This window comes from Sorangium sp. So ce590 (genome assembly GCF_051521365.1).
In the GTDB taxonomy this organism is placed as follows: domain Bacteria; phylum Myxococcota_A; class Polyangia; order Polyangiales; family Polyangiaceae; genus Sorangium.
In genome coordinates, this window is the sequence record NZ_CP150346.1 from 2,253,113 (window position 1) to 2,269,147 (window position 16,035).

Here is a 16,035-nt window from a genome sequence, read left to right on the forward strand (position 1 = left end):
GGAGCCTAGCAACCCTTCGAGCGCGCGGACCTGTGATACTCGTCGATTCACCGTGAGCGCGACCGATCCGACCCGCCTCTCCGCGACCGCGCTCTCCGCGCTCCTGGCCGCGCGCGAGGTCAGCTCCGAGGAGGTCACGCGGGCGCACCTCTCGCGCATCGAGGCGCTCGATCCGCGGCTCCGCGCGTTCACTCAGGTGCTCCACGACGAGGCGCTCGCGGCCGCGCGCGGGCTCGACGACGAGCGCCGTCGCGGGGAGCACCGCGGCCCGCTCCACGGGCTCCCGATCACCGTGAAGGAGTCGCTCGACATGGCCGGCATGGCCTCCACGCTCGGCGTCGCGTCCCGCAGGGGCCACCGGGCCGCCGGCGACGCGGGCGTCACCGCGCTGCTCCGCCGCGCGGGGGCCGTGATCCTCGGGCGCACGAACGTCTCGCAGCTGCTCCTGTACAACGAGACGCGCAATCCGCTCTTCGGCCAGACGGCGAACCCGTGGAGCCTCGATCACAGCCCGGGTGGCTCGTCCGGCGGCGAGGCCGCCGCCGTCGCAGCGGGGATGTCGCCGCTCGGCATCGGCACGGACATCGGCGGCAGCATCCGCGTCCCCGCGCATTGCTGCGGGATCGTCGGCATGAAGCCCACGCTCGACCGCTGGACCAACCTGGGGAGCAACTCGGCGCTGCTCGGGCAGGAGGCGGTCCGCTCGCAGGTCGGGCCGATGGCGAGGAGCGCGCGCGACATCGCGCTCGTCATGTCCGAGCTCGACCCCGCGACCATGGCCGAGCTGGACGTGCGCGTGCCGCCCTTCCCGTTCACCGAGCCGGCGAGCGTCGAGGTGGCGCGGCTGCGCGTCGGATTCTACTGCGATGACGGGCTCGTCCCCACCTCGTCCGCCGTCACCCGCGCCGTCGTGAAGGCCGCGTCGGCCCTGCGCGCGCGGGGCGCCGCGGTGGTGCCGTTCACGCCGCCCGGCATCGCCGACGCGGTCTACGGGTACTTCGCCGCGCTCTCGGCGGACGGCGGCGCGACCGCGCTGTCGCTCCTCCAGGGCGGCGAGCTGGGCGGCGACGCGGGCGACATCGACGTCTCGCTCCGCTCGCTCCGCACGATGGCGTCGCTCCCGCCGTTCGCGCGTCGCGCCGCCGCGCGCGTCGCCGGGCTCGCGGGCGAGCGGCGGCTCCAGCGTCTCCTCGAGGTGACGGGGCCGAAGTCCGTCGCCGAGCTCTGGCGCGCCACGCACGCGCTTCGCGAGGCGCGCGCCGCGATCGCGTCGGCGATGCGCGCCGAGTCGCTCGATCTGTTGCTCTGCCCGCCGTACGCCACGCCGGCGCTGCCGCACGCCGCGTCGCGTGACTTCGTCCTCGCGGGCAGCTCCGCGATGCTCTGGAACCTCACGCAGTTCCCGGCGGGCGTCGTCCCGGTGACCCGCGTGCGCGGCGGCGAGGCGCGCCGCGAGCGGCCGCGCGACCGGCTGGAGAAGCGGGCCGCCGAGATCGATGCGAAGAGCGAGGGGCTGCCCGTCGGGGTGCAGGTGGTCGGCTTCCCCTTCAGCGACCACGTGGTGCTGGCAGCCATGATCAGCATCGAGGACGAGCTCGCCGGCGAGCCGGATCGGCCCGTCACGCCCGTCTCACCGCCTCCGCTCGCCTGATGACGCGGCGAGCCCCCGGGTGCCGGGTGACGTGAGCGACCCCGGGACGCGATGACGGGGCCACGCCGCCGCTGCCCGGCGCTCCACGGTCGACAAGCAATTGAGCCCTACAAAGCCGAAAGGTCCGCCGGAGAATCTTCTCCGCCGGACCAGTCGGGGCGAGTGGATTCGAACCACCGACCCCTTGACCCCCAGTCAAGTGCGCTAACCAGGCTGCGCTACGCCCCGAGCCACTCCGCCGCCACGTTTCGGTGCGGAGCGAGGCGGACCCTAATCGAAGCCTTGAGAATTGCAAGGGCATCGCGTCGTGGATCGCAGACCCGCTCCGGACGGGGCGTCCGGCGCTGGCCGGAGCCGGGGGCGCGCCGCGGCTTGCTCGGCGAGGAGGCCGTTGCTTTCAGCGCGAACGCGCGGGCGCGCGATCCGAGCGGCGCGGCGGGATGGCGCGGAGCGCGGCTGCGAGGCTCTCTGCCGTGCCTTCCGCCACGAGGATTCCGTCGTCGTCCCTGGCCCACGCGACCACGTCGCCCGCGTCGCACGCGATGACGGGCACGCCGAGCGCGCGCGCCTCGCGGATCACCGTGGGGGCGGCCTCGTGCGATGACGGGTGCAGCAGCACGTCCGCCGCGCCGATCCACGCGAGCGCCTCGCTTCGCGGGAGCGTGCCCGTGAAGCGCACCGCCGCGCTGCCCGCGCTGCCCGCGGCGCTGCCCACGCCGCCGGCGCCGCGCGAGCTCGCCGCGGCGGGGGCGCCGCGGCGCGCGATGCGCTCGAGCGCGGCGCGCTCCGGACCGTCGCCGACGATGACGAGCCGCAACCCGGCGTCCGCCGCGCGCGCCGCCTCGATCGCGAGCTCGACCCGCTTCGTCGGGATCAGCCGGCACGCCACGACGGCGAGGCGCTCACCGGGGCGCTGCACGAGCTCGCTCCGGAGCGCGCCCGCGCGCTCGGCGACGAGCGGCAGATCGATCGCGGGCGGCGCGACGCGCGAGGCGAGGGCGAGCGCGCGCGCCTGCTCCGGAGCGAGCGCGCCCGCGAGCGCGTCGCGCAGCGCGCGCGCGGCGAACACGAAGCGCGCGTCGCGGCGGAGGAGCGAGCTAACCACCGCGGCGCGCGCGGGGCGCGGCGCGCGGAGCAGGAGCCGCACGTCGGCGCCGTGCGCGTGCACCTCGAGCGGCGCGCGCGGCAGGGCGAGCAGGAGCGGCCACGCGCACGGGACAATCCAGTGCGCTACCGCGCGGTCGACCGGCCCGAGCTGACGGAGCCGATCGAGCACGGCGGCCGCGAACGGCGCCACGGAGAGCAGCCGGATCGGCGACTCGCGCGCGCGCGCCACGGCGCCCGGCCACGCGAACAGCGCGCCCCCGCCTGCCCGATGGACCACGAGGGCGCCGTCCCGCGAGGGCGGGTCGAGGACCGAGCCCCCGGCGGCGATCACGTGAACCTCGTCGCCGCTGCGCGCGAGCGCCTGCGCCGACGACCGCACGAAGTGGCCCGAAGGATCCTCGTCGCTGATCGGATAGGACGTCGTGACCACGACGGCGCGCATCGAGACCTCAGGGAGCCGGGGCGCGCCACGCGCGTTGCCTGTGCGTCGGCGCCGCATGGACGCGCGCAGCCCGTGTCACATCGACGTCGTCGAGGCTGTCGCTGGACAAAAATGACAAGACGCAGAGCACGCCGCGGGGGCTTGACTCAAGCGTCCGCGCGCGTCTTCTGCGTCTTGGCCGGTTGCCCTTGCGCGAGGGATGGTCGCGCTAGGCGACCATGTCCATCTTCGACCGCTTCCGGCGGCGGCGAGCGGCCTCGGAGGCCTTCTTGCGCCGCTTCACGGACGGCTTCATGTAGTGCCGGCGCCGCTTCAGCTCGCGGAGGATCCCCTCGGCGGCCATCTTCCTCTTGAGGTGTTTGATGGCGCGCTCGATGCCCTTGTCGCCCACGGCGACCTCGAGCGGTTTGCACTGAATGGCGTCGGTCGGCATGTCTCGAAGCGTCCTCTTTAGCTGGGAAAAAACTTGGCCCAGTTGGCGGGCGAAATGCGAGCCGGCGGGGGCCCGGCAGCGCGGGGCGCGCACTATGGCAGAGGCTTTCTGGCCTCGCAAGAGCCATCCCCCCAGGCACGGAGCGCGACGCGGCGTCGCGTCGTCCGCGGTCGATACGACAGATTTGCCTGATTCGAGCTGGAATTACCAGGCTCATCTGCCGGTGATTGTTGAGACTTGCAACTGAGAAACTTTCTAAGTATCACTCTCGCCGTGGCCACCCCGCGAACACCTGCCGTCAAGGGGTCTACGCCCCGCGCTGGTCGGTGGCGCGCGGGCAGCCTCGCGCGCGAGGGGATCGAAGAGGATGCCCGGGTCGCGTCCATGCTGGCGTGCGTGCGATCCTCGGGGCTCAAGCTGACGCCGCAGCGCCTGGCGATCGTGCGCGAGCTCGCGGCCGATCCGACGCACCCGACCGCGCAGGAGCTGTTCGAGCGGCTCCGGCCGGCGCTGCCGACGATGAGCTTCGCCACCGTCTACAACACGCTGGATGCGCTGGCGTCGGCGGGGCTGTGCGTCGCCCTGTCGCTGTCGCCCGGCGCCTCGCGCTTCGATCCGAACATGGATGCGCACCATCACGCCGTCTGTGACCGCTGCGGGCTCGTCCGCGACGTGCCGTGCGAGCCGAGCGAGCTGTTGGCCGAGCGCTTGGACGAGATCGTCCCCGCGCCGCTCACGGCCGCGCCCGGCTTCGAGGTCCGCGCCGTCGAGCGGATCTACCGGGGGCTCTGCGCTGCCTGCGCGAAGGGCAGGCAGGACGAGAGCGCGCACGCAGCGGCGCGCCACGCCGGGCGCAGCGAGGAAAACAATCGACTCCGCCCCGCAGGGGCTCGACGGGCGCGGCGCCCTGAACATGGCTAGCGGAGTCTCCGCGCCGCCGAGCTGACCTGCGGGCACCAGGGATCCATCGTCCCAGCCGTTCAACCAAGGAGAGCGAACACCATGACCACCAAGCAGCTTACGGGCACGAAGACGCACCAGAACCTGAAGGACGCGTTCGCCGGGGAGTCGCAGGCCAACCGCCGCTACCTGTATTTCGCAAAGGTCGCCGACGTCGAAGGTCGCCCCGATGTCGCGGGTCTCTTCAAGGACACGGCGGACGGCGAGACGGGCCACGCGCACGGCCACCTCGACTACCTCCGGCAGGCCGGCGACCCGGCGACCGGTCTGCCGATCGGCAACACGGAGAAGAACCTGAAGGCCGCCGTCGCCGGCGAGACCCACGAGTACGAGACGATGTACCCGGGCTTCGCCAAGGAGGCCCGCGCCGAGGGCTTCGACGACATCGCCGAGTGGTTCGAGACGCTCGCCAAGGCCGAGAAGTCTCACGCCGGGCGCTTCCAGAAGGCGCTGCAGTCGCTCGACTTCTGATCTCGACCCATGAGAGAGCGCGAGCGCCCCGGATCGCGCCGAGCCGTCGGCGGCTCGACCCGGGGCGCATGCGCCGTCGCCGTCCGGTGCCGCGCCACGCGGCGAGCGGCCCCATCGTCTCGTATTTCCAGAGGATGTTGAGAGGAACCGACCCGTGAGCGTCATTCGGCGTGCACCAGACCGTCCGCCGGCGACATCGCCGAACGACGAGCGATATCTCGATCCCCGCGACCTCGAGGCAGAGCTGCGGCGGACCTTCCAGATCTGTCACGAGTGCCGCATGTGCGTCGGGTACTGCGGCTCGTTCCCCGAGCTCTTCGCCCGCGTCGACAGGGACATCGAGTCCGGTGTCGCCGAGGGCGCCGAGGCCCTCGCCTACGACGACTTCAAGGCCATCGGCGACGAGTGCTGGCAGTGCAAGCTCTGTTACATCAAGTGCCCGTACACCGCCGACGAGCACGCCTACGAGCTCCTGGACTTCCCGCGCGTGCTCGCGCGCGAGCGCGCGGTGCGCGCCCAGCGGGAGGGCATCCCGCTGGTGGACCGGATCCTCGGCGAGCCACAGCTGATCGGCGCGCTGGGCTCGGGCCGGGCCGCGCCGCTGGCGAACCTCGTGCAGACGAGCCGCCTGCTGCGCAAGGTGCAGGAGAAGGTGACCGGGATCTCGTCGGAGTTCCCGCTCCCGGAGATGGCGCGCAAGCCGTTCTCGTCGTGGTTCGTGGAGCACAGCGCCGCGCCGGACGCCGGCAAGCAAGGCGCCGTGGTGCTCTTCGCGACCTGCTACGGCGAGTACAACACGCCCGGGGTCCCCGAGGCAGCGGTCCGCGTCCTCGAGCACAACGGCTACGCGGTGCACGTGCCCGGCTGCACCTCCGCGGACGATCCGCAGGACGCCCCGGCGGGCGCGCTGACATGCTGCGGGATGCCGAACCTCGACGGCGGCGATCTCGAGGCCTTCACCGCGAAGGTGAAGCAGAACGTCGAGCTCCTGCTCCCGCACGTCCGCATGGGCAGGAAGATCGTCGTGGTCGGCCCGACGTGCGGCTACACGATGAAGAAGGAGTGGCCGGAGTACCTGCAGACGGCGGAGGCGCGCGAGGTCGCGGCCGCGACGCTCGACATGATGGAGTTCCTCGTCCAGCTCGGGCGCGAGAAGAAGCTCAACCGCGAGTTCAAGAAGGGGCTCGGCGCGATCGCGTACCACGCCGCGTGCCACCTGCGCGCCCAGAAGATCGGCTTCCCGGGCGCCAGGGTGCTCGGCGTCGTGCCCGACACCGAGGTGCGCGTCATCGAGCAGTGCTCGGCCGTGGATGGCACGTGGGGGATGAAGGCGGCCCACTACGAGACCGGCCGCAAGTACGCATCGAAGCTCGTGCGCGGCGTCGCGGATGCGGACGTCATCGTCAGCGACTGCACCCTCGCCGGCCTCAGGATGGTCAAGGAGAACGGCGCGAAGGTGCTGCACCCGGTCGAGGCGCTCGCCCACGCGTACGGGCTCGGACCGACGTCGCACCTCGGTCCGAAGTCGTGAAGAGACGTACGGGAGACGTAAACGAGACGTCGAAGAGAGGAGCCGTCATGCGTCCCATCGATCGCAACGAGGTGCTCGGGATCGGCGAATACGAGGCGATCCGGGAGCGATTCCGCAGCCGCATCATCGAGGAGAAGCGGGCCCGCCGCGTGCGGATCGGAGACCACATGACCGCGGTGTTCGAGAACCGCGACTCCGTGCTCTTCCAGATCCAGGAGATGCTCCGCACCGAGCGCATCACGAGCGAGAGCGGCATCCTCCACGAGATCGAGACGTACAACGATCTCATCCCGGGGGAGGGGCAGCTCAGCCTGACGCTCTTCGTCGAGATCCCGGACCGGGCGCTGCGCGATCGGATGCTCGTCGATCTTGTCGGGCTGGAGGACACGGTGTCGATCGAGGTCGACGGCATCGCCGCGCGGGCGCACGGCAAGCGCGACGAGGCCATCCTGGAGGACCGCACGACGGCGGTGCACTACCTCAAGGTGGATCTCCCGGCCGAGGCGCAGGCCGGGATCAAGGCAAAGAAGGCGACGGTGTCGCTCGCGATCGCGCACCCGCGCTACGCGGTGAAGGCGCCGCTCGGGAGAGCGACCCTGGAGAAGCTCGCCGAGGACCTCTCCTAGCCGCGATGGTCTCGCTCGATCGCCCGATCAAGTTCGAGGACGTCGACGCCGCGAACATCGTCTTCTTCGCGCGCTTCCTCAACTACGCGCACGAGGCGATGGAGCGCTTCTTCGCGCCGCTCGAGGGAGGCTACGCCGCGCTCATCCTGAAGCGGCGGATCGGGCTGCCGGCGGTGCGGGTCGAGGCCGACTACGCGGCGCCGGTGCGTTACGGCGAGACGCTCCGCATCGAGACGTCGGTCGTCCGCGTCGGCAGGCGGAGCGCCACGCTCCGGTACCGCATGATCCGCACCCACGACGGTGTGCTTGCGGCCGAGCTCCGGCACACGGTGGTCACCACCGACCTGGTACAGCTGGCGTCGGTCCCGATGCCGGAGGACGTCCGGGCCCTGCTCAGCGCCCACCTCGATCTCGAGCAGGCGCCCGCCGGCGCCGGTCAACGGGTGTGAGCGCGCGGCCGGCGCGCCCGCGCGCACGCGCGCGCACGCGGGTCGATGAAGCGGCGACGCCGCGGATCCAGCTCAAGCGGCGGGTCGAGCTGACGCTCCTCCGCGACAGGGCGCACTACGACGCGCTCGTCATGGGCGCCGTCGCGAACGCCCGCGTCTCGGTGTGGATCGCGACGGCCAACGTGAAGGAGCTGCGCGTCGAGGCGCCCATCGGATCGAGGGCGCGGGCGCGCGGCCGGTACATGTCCTTCCTCGACTTGCTCGACGCGCTCGCCGCCCGCGGGGTCGAGCTGCGCCTGCTGCACGCCGGCGTCCCGTCGCGCGCCTTCCGCGCCGAGCTCCGCCGCCGGCCCCGGTCGCCGATCGCGATGCGGCGCTGCCCGCGCGTCCACCTGAAGATGATCGCCGTCGACGGCGCGCTCCTTTACCTCGGCTCCGCGAACCTCACCGGCGCCGGGCTCGGGGCGAAGGGCGATGGGCGGAGGAACTTCGAGGCGGGCGTGCTCACGGACGACGACCTCCTGCTCGACGAGATGCAGGCGACGTTCGAGGCGATCTGGACGGGCGCCGAGTGCAAAGGCTGCCGGCTCCGGCCCCTCTGCCCGGGGCCGCTCGACGAGCTCGACAAAATCCCGTTGCGCTGACGGCATTGATGGCCGATGAGCAGCGCATGAGCACCGCGGGACCGGACCCCTCCGACCTCGATCGAATCGCCGTCGCCGCGCTCGCGCGCGTGAACAGCGGGATGCTGCTCGGGCTCGGCACCGGGCGCGCGGCCGAGGCCTTCATCCGCCGCCTCGGCGAGCGCGTCCGCGGCGGCCTCCAGATCCGGGGCGTCGCCACGTCCGAACGCTCGGCGGCGCTCGGCCGCCGCGAGAACATCCCGATGGTGCCGTTCGACGAGGTCGAGCGCCTCGACGTCGCCGTGGACGGCGCCGACGAGGTGGCGCCCGATCTCGGGCTCATCAAGGGCCTCGGCGGCGCGCTCCTCCGCGAGCGCGTGGTGGCCTACGAGGCCGCGGAGTTCATCATCCTCGTGACCCCCGAGAAGCTCGTCGAGAAGCTCGGCTCACGCGTGCCCATCCCGGTCGAGGTGGTGCCCTTCGCCAGCACGTCGGCCGCGCGGCACCTGACCGCGCTCGGGGGCAAGCCGGCGATCCGCAAGAACGCGGACGGGTACCCCCTGCAGACCGACAACCACAACTGGATCCTCGACACCGCGTTCGGCCCGATGGACGCGCCCGCAGCGGTCGACGCCCGCATCCGCAAGATCCCCGGCGTCGTCGACACCGGGCTCTTCCTCGACATGGCCACCCTCGTGCTGGTGGCCGACAAGGGCGCGGTCCGAGAGCTGCGTAAGCAGCGCTAGCGCGCCGCTCTGTGCTGCTCGGCCTCGCTAGCGGGCCTGCCGCTCCAGCCTGCGGGCCAGGTCGTCGAGCGCGAGGTTGCCTGGGGCGCCGAGCGACACGCGCGCGCGGAGGCTCGCCGCGGCGTCGCCGGCCGGGAGCGCCGCGATCTCGGCCGCGACACTCCGGTAGGCCTCGCGGAACGGGATGCCCTGCACCGCGAGCTCGACGGCTCGATCGGTCGCGAAGCACTCGGGCGTGATCGCGCGGGCCATGCGCTCGCGGTCGAACGCGAGCCCCTCGACGAGCCGCGGCAAGAGGCGCGACGTCGCGAGCGCCTCGTCGAGGCCGCGCATCGTGGGGCCCTTCGTGAGCTGCAGGTCGCGGTGGTAGCCGGACGGGAGCGCCACGAGGGACTGCACCTCGGCGAGCGCCCCCTGCACGACCGAGCAGGCCGCGCGCATGAGCTCGATGACGTCCGGGTTGCGCTTCTGCGGCATGATCGAGGAGCCGGTGGTGAACGCCTCCGGGAGCCGGATGAACGCGAGCTCGCTCATCGCGAACAGGCTGAGATCCCACGCGAGCCGGCGGATCACGGCGACGACCTGCCACGCGGCCGCGAGGATCTGCGCCTCGATGATGCCGCGCGACGTCTGGGAAGCCAGCGGGTTCAATGCCACGCCGGCGAACCCGAGCTCGCGCGCGACGCCGGCGCGATCGAGCGGCAGGTTCACGCCGAAGCCGGCGGCGCCGCCGAGCGGGCAGCGGTCGACGAGCGCCCGCGTCGCGCGGATGACATCGACCGCGTCGGTGAGCCCCTCGACGAAGGAAGCGGCCCAGTAGCCGACGGACGACGGCACCGCCCGCTGCAGGTGCGTGTAGCCGGGCATCGGCGTCTCCGCCTCGCGCCGGGCGAGCTCGAGCAGCGCGCGGGCGCCGGTCGTCGCGTGCTCGGCGAGCTCGTCCAGGGCGTCACGCTCGTAGAGGCGCATCGCGACGAGCACCTGGTCGTTGCGGCTCCGGCCGGTGTGCACCTTCTTGCCCGCATCGCCGATGCGGGCGACAAGCGCAGCCTCGATCGCGCTGTGACCGTCCTCGTCGTCCTCGGTGAGCCGCAGCTCGCCGGCCTCGTTCTGCGCTGCGAGCACATCGAGCTCGCGGACGAGCGCGTCCCGCTCCGTCTCGCTGAGCACGCCGATCCGCGCGAGCCCGCGGACGTGCGCGATCGTGGCCCGCAGGTCGTAGGCGAGCAGGCGCTGATCGAGCTGCCAGTCGTCGCGCGAGGTGTAACGCAGCATTTGGGCGTCGGTCGCGCCCCCTTTGTCCCAGAGTCGTACGCTCATTCAGCTCCCCAGGCTCTCGTCCACGAGAGCACGGATCTCCGCAAGCTTCTTGGCCTTGCCCTCATCCAGCGATCGCGCCTTCGCCGCGCCGGCCGCGAGCTCTCGCTCGAGCTCGCGCAGGTCGTCCTCCGCCGTCCGCGCCGGCCGGCGCTTGCCGAAGCCGAGCGCGCGGGCCAGCCAGCTCCTCGACTCGCCGATCGCGTAGTCGTCCGCGGCGATGCGATCCGGGGCGGCGCGCAGCATGCGGACGAGCGCGATGTTGGAGCTGGCCCAGACCGCCGACTCGTCGAAGTGGGCGCGCGGCGTCACGTCGAGGTGCCGCGCGGCGGCCCGGTCGGGCACGTCGTGCAGCCGGCAGTGAATGGCGAGCGCGAGCGCGAGCTCGTCGACCGGCATCTTGGTCGCCGAGTGCACCTGCACGCCGCCGCAGCCCTTCGCGTACAGGTACGAGCCGTTCGTCGCGAGGACGCCGAAGCCGAGCAGCACGGCGGCGAGATCGACGGCGGGCTCGCGGTCCGGCGGCGCGAGCGCGTGGAAGGTGCCGGCCTCGCTCAGGAACATGAACGACACCGCGCGCACGAACGCCGTCGTGAGCACCGTCGGGTTGCGGAGCTCGCCCGCGGAGACGGCGACCCGGTAGCCGCCGTCGTCGCGCCGGGCCACCCGCTCGAGCTTCGTCTCCAGCGCCATCCCGCCGCACGCACCGCTCGAGCAGCTCACGGTGCTGGCCTGCCCCTCCGGGCTGACCACCGCGAGCTCCACCGGGAGATCCTGGAGCCCGGCGTGCTCCTGCACCCGCAGCATCAGGGCGGCCACCGTCTTGGGCGAGCCGTCGTACGGATCGGGGAAGAACTCGGCCGTCGGTTGCACCAGCCCCCGCACCGGCTCTGCGCCGTGCTGGAGGAGCGTGGAGGTCGTGCGAAGGATCCAGCGGATCTGGGATTCGTCCGGGAGGTCCATGGGGTTACTTTATGCCACGGCCGCCCGCCGGTCGCGCGGTAGGTGCAAGGGGAGGGGGGGCCGACGCCGGCGCGGGCCTCGGGGCGCGATTTTTGGCGATTTTTTGTCCATGCCACTTCCTTTTCGACGGAGGTCACCGACCGCGTAAAGTTGTGCCCCCATGACGGAAGAGGCGAACGACATCTCCGAGAGGAAGGCCGACCACATCGAGCTCTGCGCGACGGGTGATGTCGGATTCCGGGCCAAGACCACGCTTCTGGAACAGGTCGAGCTGATCCACGACGCGCTCCCGGAGCTCTCCCTCGACGCGATCGACACCTCGGTGCTGCTGCTCGGCAAGCGGCTCCGCGCTCCGCTCCTGATCGCGGCCATGACCGGCGGGACGGAACGCGCGCAGGCGATCAACCGGGAGCTGTCGCAGATCGCCGAGGAGCGCGGGTACGGCTTCGGCCTCGGGAGTCAGCGCGCGATGCTGAACGGCGAGGCCTCCGCCTCGTACGAGGTCCGCGAGCACGCCCCGACGACCCTCGTCCTCGGGAACATCGGCGCCGTGCAGGCGCGGTCGCTGTCGACGGAGGCGGTCGCCGAGCTCGTGGCCCAGGTCGGCGCCGATGCGCTCTGCGTCCACATGAACCCCGCGATGGAGCTGGTCCAGCCGGGCGGCGACCGCGACTTCACCGGCGCGCTGGAGGCGATGAGCCGGCTGGCGAACGGCCTCAGCGTGCCGGTCGTCGCGAAGGAGACCGGCTGCGGGATCGGCCCCGGAACCGCGTACCGCCTGGTCAAGGCAGGCGTCCGCAACCTGGACGTCTCCGGCGCCGGAGGAACATCGTGGGTCGCCGTCGAGACGGCGCGCGCCAACGGCGCAGCCCGCTCCCTCGGCGAGGCGCTGCGCGAGTGGGGCGTCCCGACGGCCGCGTCGGTGCTCATCGCTCGCACCATCCGTCCTCGCTTCAAGACGATCATCGCGACCGGGGGCATCACGAGCGGCCTTGACATCGCTCGGGCGCTTGCGCTCGGCGCGCATGCGGCCGGGATCGCTCGTCCGGTGCTCCAGGCCTTCGTCTCGGGAGGACGGGACGCCACGGTGCGGTACCTGGAGAGCATCGAGGCGGAGCTCCGGGCGGTCATGCTGCTCGTCGGGGCGCGCGACGTCGCGTCGCTCCGGAAGACTCCTGCGCTGCTCGGACGGGAGCTGCGCCAGTGGACCAAGCTGCTGAAGCAGATGGAGAAGGCGTAGTCGTGGAGGTGGGCGGGCCGGGAAGGCGGGGGTCCGGTCCCCGAGGTAGGGCGAGCGCGCCCGAGCCGACATCGCTGACCGCGGCCGGGGCCGCGAGGCGCCGGGCGCTCGCCCCCTCGGCGGCGGGTCCGGGCGGCGCCGGCGGCCCGCGCTCGACGCTTCCGTCCGGTCAGCCCCGCATGATACGGTCCGAAGCTCTGGAGAACCCCGGGATAAAATGACGGAGAAAAAAGGGCGTCCGAGCGATCGTCCCCCCGAGGACCTGAAGAAGGAGCGTGATGCCTTCATTCAGCAGTTCTTCCGCAAGGGGGCGCAGCTGACCGAGGAGCTCCTCCGCGAGAACGAGCGCCTTCGTGACAAGATCACCGAGCTCGAATCGGAGAACGGCAAGCTGCGCGCGCACCTCGCGAGCGACTCGGCCATCCGTGACCTGCTCCGCAAGATCGAGGAGCTCGAGCAGGAGAAGCGCGACCTCGTGACGCAGTCGGTGCGGATGGTGGCGGCCTCGGACCGCTTCAACAGCCGCTACTCGGAGGCGGAGGGGGAGCTCGCGAACCTCGCGAACCTGTACGTCGCCCTCTCGCAGCTGCACGCGGCGCGCAACGTGCGCCATGTCCTCCGCAACCTGAAGGAGCTCCTGGCGCAGTTCCTCGGGGCGGGCGCCTTCTCCGTGTACCTGGCGTCGCCTGATGGTAAGGAGCTCGTCTCGATCGCGAGCGAAGGTGTGGCCGTCGAGGAGATTGTGCGCATGCCGGTGACCGAAGGCATCGCAGGCCAGGCATTCTCGAAGGGGGAAATCTTCTTCGACGAGGCCAAGGACGTCTCCAAGGGGAGCATCGAGGAGCCGGCGGCGGTGATCCCGCTCGACTTCAACGGGCGCACCGTGGGTGTCATCGCGATCTTCAGCACGCTCCCGCAAAAGACGGAGTTCGTGAACGTGGACACCGAGCTCTTCAAGCTCCTCGGGGCCCAGGCCGCCCCCGCCCTCATCAACGCGCGGCTCTTCACCGACGCCGGCCGGAAGGTGCCCGGCGTCCAGGCATTCCTGGACCTGGAGGACTGATCATGGCCGAGTACTCGTGTCTGATCGTTGAAGACTCGCCCATGATGCGGCAGCTCTTGGTCTTCGCGCTGGCGCGCGTGAAGAACCTCCGCGTCACCGAGGCGGACGATGGCGTCGACGGTCTCCGCAAGCTCGCCTCGACCAAGTACGACGTGATCATCACCGACATCAACATGCCGATCATGGACGGGCTCAAGCTCGTCAAGCGCGTGCGCACCGATCCGGTCCACAAGGACACCCCGATCATCATCATCACCACCGAGGGGTCTCAGGAGGATCGCCAGCGCGCGCTGCAGCTCGGCGCGAACGCGTACATCACGAAGCCCATCCAGGCGCCGCAGGTCATCGCCAAGGTCAAGGAGCTCCTCAAGATCGACTGAGGCTCGCGCCGGCCCTGCGCCGCCAGCCGGGGCCACGGCGCTCTCGCGGCCGGCCACGTGGCCCGGGCAGCGCGGCGCCCCTCGCGCGGCCGCGACGGCCGGCGTCGCCGCGAGCCCCGCGCCAGGCTCAGGGCTTCGGGCCGAACTTCAGGAGCACGCGGTTGCGGCCGGTGCGCTTCGCCTCGTAGAGCGCCTCGTCAGCCGCGGCGATGAGCTCGACGCCGCTCTGCACCGGGACCACGGGGTGCGCCGCGACGCCGACGCTGATCGTCGTCGGCACGCGGACGCCCTCGTGCTCGAAGAGCGACCCCTCGATGAGGAGGCGCAGCCGCTCGCCGAGGATGCCCGCGTTCTCCAGCGTCACGCCGCGGCACAGGATGCCGAACTCCTCTCCGCCGTAGCGGGCGAACACGTCCTCGGTCCGCACCGTGTTGCTCGCGATCTTGGCGATCCTCGCAAGGACGTAGTCGCCGGCGAGGTGCCCGAAGGTGTCGTTGATCTTCTTGAAATGATCGACGTCGAACATGAGCAGCGACAGGTGCGCGCTGTGCCGCCGCGCATACGAGACCTCGCTCTCCAGCCGGTCCAGGAAGTACTTCTTGTTGAACGCCTTCGTGAGCGCGTCGCGCAGCGCGGCGTCGTACATCTGCTGCTGAAACGACTCGTCCAGGTGGTCGTGGTACGTGAACTTGAGGACCGTCGTCGAGCCCAGGCGGATCTTGTCGCCGTCGTGCAGGGCGAGGCGCGTCACGTGCTCGCCGTTCACCAGCGTCCCGTTGGAGCTGTTGAGATCCTCGATGAGGACCTGGTTGTCCATCTGGAGGAGGCGGGCGTGGCGCCGCGAGATGCCGTCGTCGTTCAGCCGGATCGTCGCCCCCGCGGCCCGGCCGATCACGATCTCGGCGCCCTCGACCCGGTACATCTCGCCGACGTTCGAGCCGGCGAGCACGATGAGGTAGGCGCGATCCTTCGGCGAGCGCGCCGAGAGCTCCTTCTGGAGTTCCCCAACGTTGGCCACCCGCGTGGCCTCGAAGTCATCGTCGGGGGAGTAGTTGCCCATGCTCCCTGAGGATGATCCTAAATCCTTGATACAGGTTCAAGCGGGAGGGCATGGCACCGGCGATGTTCCTTGCCCGGTAGGATGCGCGACGAGCTCCGCGCGCGCTTCCGGCGTCTCGCAACGTCTCGCCGCGGCGCTCCCGCTCACCGGAGCGCTCAGGCAGCCCTGCCGAGCGGCACCACGAGCTGCTCGACCCAGAGCTCGCCCGCCCGGAGCTCGACGAACGTCGCGTCGGCGTGTCCCGCCCCGTAGGTGGAGACGGTCCCGCTGCGCACAAGCTCGCCGGCAGGACGCGCTCCGCCGCGCATCCGGTCGACGTCGCTCCGCACCGAGCACGGCGCCTCACCCACCGAGCCGACGTTGATGATGCGCACGCCGCCCACCATCCGGTCGAACGGGACGTGGGAGCCACCACAGATCACGACATCCGCCGGGTCGTCGCCGAGGAGGGAGAGCACCTCCTCGTCCGTCATGTCGTGCGAGATCGGCTCCAGCGGATCCGCAGGGGAGCCGTGGACCAGGACGAGCTCGCCGCCGTCCTCGAGCGGCAGGCGGTACGTCGGGGCGAGCCGCGCCAGCCGCGCAAGGATCAGCTCGCCCAGCTCGGTGCGCGTCTGGGCCAGACGATCGAGCCGCGCCCGCTCGTGCTCGCTCCGCGGCCTGACCTTGTCGATGTCCAGTGTCGCCAGGGCGCGATCCGATACGCCCTGTACGCAAACCGCCTTGGCCTGCGTCAGCCGGCGCCACGTCTCGAGCGGCTTCGGGCCGGGAAAGCAGAGATCTCCGGCGACCAGGAGCTGGGTGTAGCCTCGGCGCTCGGCGGTCGCCAGGACCGCCGCGAGCGCGTCGGCGTGGCCGTGGATATCCGAAACGCAGAGCAATCGCACCCGGCGAGCATAGGATCTGAGAGCGACGCCGCCAAGGCGCGAGGCGACGCCTGGCGGCGATAAACTGGCGGTCGGGCGCTGCGGAA

The 16,035-nt window shown here is 71.5% G+C and carries 17 protein-coding genes and 1 tRNA gene; 11 read left to right on the top strand and 7 right to left on the bottom strand.

Annotation, left to right across the window (positions count from 1 at the left end):
• Window positions 1-52 precede the first annotated feature (52 nt).
• Window positions 53-1,651 (top strand): amidase, encoded by a 1,599-nt coding sequence (locus WMF28_RS08475; protein ID WP_437601598.1) that lies wholly within the window; start codon window positions 53-55, stop codon window positions 1,649-1,651.
• A 153-nt stretch (window positions 1,652-1,804) separates the two neighbouring features.
• Here WMF28_RS08475 and WMF28_RS08480 read toward each other — a convergent pair.
• From WMF28_RS08480 to rpsU, 3 genes are all read right to left on the bottom strand, one after another.
• Window positions 1,805-1,879, bottom strand: a tRNA-Pro gene (locus WMF28_RS08480).
• A gap of 169 nt (window positions 1,880-2,048) precedes the next feature.
• Window positions 2,049-3,200 (bottom strand): glycosyltransferase, encoded by a 1,152-nt coding sequence (locus tag WMF28_RS08485; RefSeq protein ID WP_437601599.1) that lies wholly within the window; start codon window positions 3,198-3,200, stop codon window positions 2,049-2,051.
• Window positions 3,201-3,408: 208 nt separating this feature from the next.
• Window positions 3,409-3,633 (bottom strand): 30S ribosomal protein S21, encoded by a 225-nt coding sequence (gene rpsU, locus WMF28_RS08490; protein WP_012234386.1) that lies wholly within the window; start codon window positions 3,631-3,633, stop codon window positions 3,409-3,411.
• A gap of 237 nt (window positions 3,634-3,870) precedes the next feature.
• On the opposite strand from rpsU, the gene WMF28_RS08495 reads away from it, so the two are divergent.
• The 7 genes from WMF28_RS08495 (at window position 3,871) to rpiA (ending at window position 9,039) form a co-directional block, all read left to right on the top strand.
• Entirely contained in the window at window positions 3,871-4,554 is a 684-nt protein-coding gene (locus tag WMF28_RS08495; RefSeq protein WP_437601600.1) for a Fur family transcriptional regulator, read from the top strand.
• Between the two features lie 81 nt (window positions 4,555-4,635).
• On the top strand, window positions 4,636-5,064 hold the full coding sequence (locus WMF28_RS08500) for a rubrerythrin family protein (RefSeq protein ID WP_437579236.1): 429 nt from the start codon (window positions 4,636-4,638) through the stop codon (window positions 5,062-5,064).
• 154 nt (window positions 5,065-5,218) lie between these two features.
• A complete protein-coding gene (locus WMF28_RS08505) occupies window positions 5,219-6,595 on the top strand; it encodes a hypothetical protein (RefSeq protein ID WP_437601601.1) in 1,377 nt (458 codons plus the stop codon).
• Window positions 6,596-6,642: 47 nt separating this feature from the next.
• Window positions 6,643-7,221 (top strand): DUF3501 family protein, encoded by a 579-nt coding sequence (locus WMF28_RS08510; protein ID WP_437601602.1) that lies wholly within the window; start codon window positions 6,643-6,645, stop codon window positions 7,219-7,221.
• A gap of 5 nt (window positions 7,222-7,226) precedes the next feature.
• Window positions 7,227-7,670: an acyl-CoA thioesterase gene (locus WMF28_RS08515; protein WP_437601603.1), complete on the top strand. Its 444-nt coding sequence runs from the start codon at window positions 7,227-7,229 to the stop codon at window positions 7,668-7,670.
• Window positions 7,667-8,314, top strand: a complete 648-nt coding sequence (locus WMF28_RS08520; protein ID WP_437601604.1) for a phospholipase D family protein — start codon at window positions 7,667-7,669, stop codon at window positions 8,312-8,314. Before WMF28_RS08515 ends, WMF28_RS08520 begins: the two co-directional genes overlap by 4 nt.
• 26 nt (window positions 8,315-8,340) lie before the next feature.
• The gene (gene rpiA, locus WMF28_RS08525; protein ID WP_437601605.1) at window positions 8,341-9,039 is read left to right on the top strand and encodes a ribose-5-phosphate isomerase RpiA; all 699 of its coding nucleotides are present in this window, start codon (window positions 8,341-8,343) and stop codon (window positions 9,037-9,039) included.
• A 27-nt stretch (window positions 9,040-9,066) separates the two neighbouring features.
• Here rpiA and argH read toward each other — a convergent pair whose 3' ends face one another.
• Window positions 9,067-10,359, bottom strand: a complete 1,293-nt coding sequence (argH, locus tag WMF28_RS08530; protein WP_437601606.1) for an argininosuccinate lyase — start codon at window positions 10,357-10,359, stop codon at window positions 9,067-9,069.
• Window positions 10,360-11,319: a hypothetical protein gene (locus WMF28_RS08535; protein WP_437601607.1), complete on the bottom strand. Its 960-nt coding sequence runs from the start codon at window positions 11,317-11,319 to the stop codon at window positions 10,360-10,362.
• A 160-nt stretch (window positions 11,320-11,479) separates the two neighbouring features.
• On the opposite strand from WMF28_RS08535, the gene fni reads away from it, so the two are divergent.
• The 3 genes from fni (at window position 11,480) to WMF28_RS08550 (ending at window position 14,002) form a co-directional block, all read left to right on the top strand.
• Window positions 11,480-12,559: a type 2 isopentenyl-diphosphate Delta-isomerase gene (gene fni / locus WMF28_RS08540; RefSeq protein ID WP_437601608.1), complete on the top strand. Its 1,080-nt coding sequence runs from the start codon at window positions 11,480-11,482 to the stop codon at window positions 12,557-12,559.
• Window positions 12,560-12,776: 217 nt separating this feature from the next.
• The gene (locus WMF28_RS08545) at window positions 12,777-13,622 is read left to right on the top strand and encodes a GAF domain-containing protein (protein WP_437488618.1); all 846 of its coding nucleotides are present in this window, start codon (window positions 12,777-12,779) and stop codon (window positions 13,620-13,622) included.
• Between the two features lie 2 nt (window positions 13,623-13,624).
• A complete protein-coding gene (locus tag WMF28_RS08550) occupies window positions 13,625-14,002 on the top strand; it encodes a response regulator (protein ID WP_012234398.1) in 378 nt (125 codons plus the stop codon).
• A gap of 127 nt (window positions 14,003-14,129) precedes the next feature.
• On the opposite strand, the gene WMF28_RS08555 is transcribed toward WMF28_RS08550, so the two are convergent.
• A complete protein-coding gene (locus WMF28_RS08555) occupies window positions 14,130-15,062 on the bottom strand; it encodes a diguanylate cyclase (protein WP_437601609.1) in 933 nt (310 codons plus the stop codon).
• Window positions 15,063-15,217: 155 nt separating this feature from the next.
• A complete protein-coding gene (locus WMF28_RS08560) occupies window positions 15,218-15,949 on the bottom strand; it encodes a metallophosphoesterase family protein (protein ID WP_437601610.1) in 732 nt (243 codons plus the stop codon).
• Between the last annotated feature and the right edge of the window lie 86 nt (window positions 15,950-16,035).